Raw genomic sequence first — 3108 nt, forward strand, 5'->3', positions numbered from 1 at the left:
AACAACGGCAAGGACGTCACCGCCACCCTCTTCGAGTGGCGCTTCGACTCGGTCGCCCAGGCCTGCACCTCGACCCTCGGCCCGAAGGGCTACGGCTTCGTCGAGGTCTCGCCGCCCCAGGAGCACATCCAGGGCCCGCAGTGGTGGACCTCCTACCAGCCGGTCAGCTACCGGATCGCCGGGCGGCTCGGCGACCGCACCTCCTTCAAGAACATGGTCAACGCCTGCCACGCGGCCGGGGTCAAGGTGATCGCCGACGCCGTGGTCAACCACATGACGGCGGGCTCCGGCACCGGCACCGGCGGCACCGCCTACACCAAGTACAACTACCCCGGCACGTACCAGGACCAGGACTTCCACAGCTGCCGCCAGCCGATCAGCAACTACCAGGACCGCGGCAACGTGCAGACCTGCGAGCTGGACGGCCTGGCCGACCTGGACACCGGCAGCACGTACGTCCAGACCACCATCGCGCACTACCTGGACGACCTCGGCTCGCTCGGCGTCGACGGCTACCGGATCGACGCCGCCAAGCACATCGCCGCCTCCGAACTCGCCGCGATCAAGGCGAAGACGGCCAACCCCAACGCCTACTGGGTGCAGGAGGTCATCTACGGCGCCGGCGAGCCGATCCAGCCGTCCGAGTACACCGGCAACGGCGACGTCGACGAGTTCCGGGCCGGCACCGACCTCAAGCGCGTCTTCACCAGCGACAAGCTCGCCAACCTCAGCGGCTGGGGCGCCTCCTGGGGCTACCTGCCGAGCGGCCAGGCGCGCAGCTTCGTCGACAACTGGGACACCGAGCGCAACGGCTCCACCCTCAACTACACCTACGGCAACACCTACACGCTGGCCAACGTCTTCCTGCTGGCCTCGACGTACGGCTCGCCCAACATCTACTCCGGCTACACCTTCACCAACCGGGACGACGGCCCGCCCAACGGCGGCACCGTCAACGCCTGCTACCAGGACGGGTGGAACTGCACCCACGCCTGGCGGCAGATCGCCAACATGGTCGGCTTCCGCAACGCCGTCGCCGGCACGGGCGTCACCAACTGGTGGTCCAACGGCGGCAACGCGATCGCCTTCGGCCGCGGCGACAAGGGCTACGTCGCGATCAACCACGAGAGCGGCGCGATCACGCAGACCTTCCAGACCGGGCTGCCGGCCGGCACCTACTGCGACGTCCAGCACGGCGACCCGCAGCCGGGCGGCGGCTGCACCGGCCCGACGTACCAGGTCGGCGTCAACGGGCAGTTCACCGCGACGGTCGGCGCGGGCGACGCCGTCGCGTTGTACGTCCAGCCCGGGACGAACGTCTCCGGAGCCTCCTTCAACGTCAACGCGACCACCGCGTACGGGCAGAACGTCTACGTGGTCGGCGACGTCCCGGCGCTCGGCGGCTGGGACCCGGCCAAGGCGCTGCCGCTCTCCTCGGCCGGCTACCCGGTCTGGTCGCTCGCGCTCTCGCTGCCGGGCGGCACCGCCTTCCAGTACAAGTACCTGCGCAAGGACGCGAGCGGGGCGGTGACCTGGGAGTCCGGGGCGAACCGGACGGCGACCGCGCCCGCCTCGGGGAACGTCACGCTGAACGACACCTGGCGGCCGTAGCCGTTTCCCGCTCCTCCCGCTTCCTCGCCGCTCCCCACTGCGACCCCCGTCGGCCCGGGCCGACGGGGGTCGCAGTGGGTTCGGTCACGATCCGGTGTGCTGAGCCGGTCGTTCCGGATGTGCGGGCCCGCCGGTGCCGGTCAAAGCGGCCGAAAACCGGACAGCCCAGCAGGCCGACGGCCGTGGCCCCCGCCGTCCGGCCCCCGTCGACCGACGGGAGCGGTGAAGGGTTTTACCTGATCGCGAACAAACATTGGATTTCCGGTGGCCGACGCGCAACCGGGGCGCCCCGGCCCACGTCATAAGATCGCAGGAAGGTACCTTCCCGCGAGGGGCGGTGTACCGCCACACCCGGGACCGCACAGCGCCGCGCCCCCGGGCCCTTTCCGGCCCCACCGGGGGGCCGCCGCCCGGTCCCAGACGGACCGGGTGTGACATCGGTCGGAGAGTCCTCACCGTGCTTAGGCAGTCGTCCCGTTCCCGTGCCGTCCTGACCGGCGCCGCCGTGCTCACCCTGGCCGCCTCGCTCGCGGCCTGCGGCAGTTCCGGCGGCGAGAAGGGGAGCGGCGCCTCGGCGAACGGGAGCCCCGCCGCGTCCGGTGCCGCGGGCAGCCCGGCGGCCTCCGGCACGACGGCCCCCGGCACGCCCTCCGCCGAGGAGCAGCCCACTCCGGCCAACGGCAAGGTGCTGATGCCGACCGGCCCGGCCACCAACCTGACCAAGGCCCGGGACACCGCCGCCGGCCCGATCATGGTGACCACGCTGGCCGGTCCGAAGTCCGGGGTCTCCGGCAAGGTCTGGGTCTGGCTGCCGCCCGAGTACAACGACCCCAAGTTCGCCAAGACCGGCTTCCCGGTGCTCACCCTCTACGCGGGCGGCCAGAGCAACGGCTACAACACCTGGACCGACAACCAGCTGCCGATCCAGGAGGAGGACCAGCGGCTGGTCAAGGAGGGCAAGGCCCACCCGTTCATCATGGTCATGCCGGTGCAGAACTTCAACAGCGACGAGAAGAACGCGCTGGACTGCTCCGACATCCCGGGCCAGCCCAAGATGGGCACCTGGATGGCCGAGGACATCCCGGACTTCGTCCGCGCCAACTTCCGCACCCTGAAGGGCCGCGACAGCTGGGGCGTGATGGGCGCCTCCACCGGCGGCTTCTGCAGCGCCAAGCTCGCGCTGCAGCACCCCGAGGTCTACAAGGCCGCGGTGCCGATCGACGGCTACTTCATCCCGGACTCGGGGCTGTGGAAGGGCCACGACGCCGAGAAGGCGGCCAACAGCCCCAACGTGCTGATCACCCAGGGCAAGGCCGACGTGAAGATGTACGTCACCGCGGGCGGCGCCAACGGCTACGAGAAGGACGTCGTCAAGAGCTGGGTGGCCAAGGCCGTCCCGCCGGTGTCCATCGAGTACTACGAGCAGCCCGGCGGCAAGCACCTGACCTCGGACTTCAAGAAGATGATCCCGGACACGCTGCAGTGGCTCACCAAGAA

General features: G+C 70.3%; 2 protein-coding genes. Both read left to right on the forward strand.

The features are described 5' to 3' along the window. The coding region (locus J0670_RS34180) for a carbohydrate-binding module family 20 domain-containing protein (RefSeq protein ID WP_207816240.1) at positions 1-1611 on the forward strand (1611 nt) is incomplete at its 5' end. 457 nt (positions 1612-2068) lie between these two features. Next, positions 2069-3108 (forward strand): alpha/beta hydrolase-fold protein (locus tag J0670_RS34185; protein WP_307806816.1); only part of this gene is annotated, 1040 nt, incomplete at its 3' end.

The organism is Streptomyces sp. FH025 (assembly GCF_017427025.1).
Taxonomy (GTDB): Bacteria; Actinomycetota; Actinomycetes; order Streptomycetales; family Streptomycetaceae; genus Kitasatospora.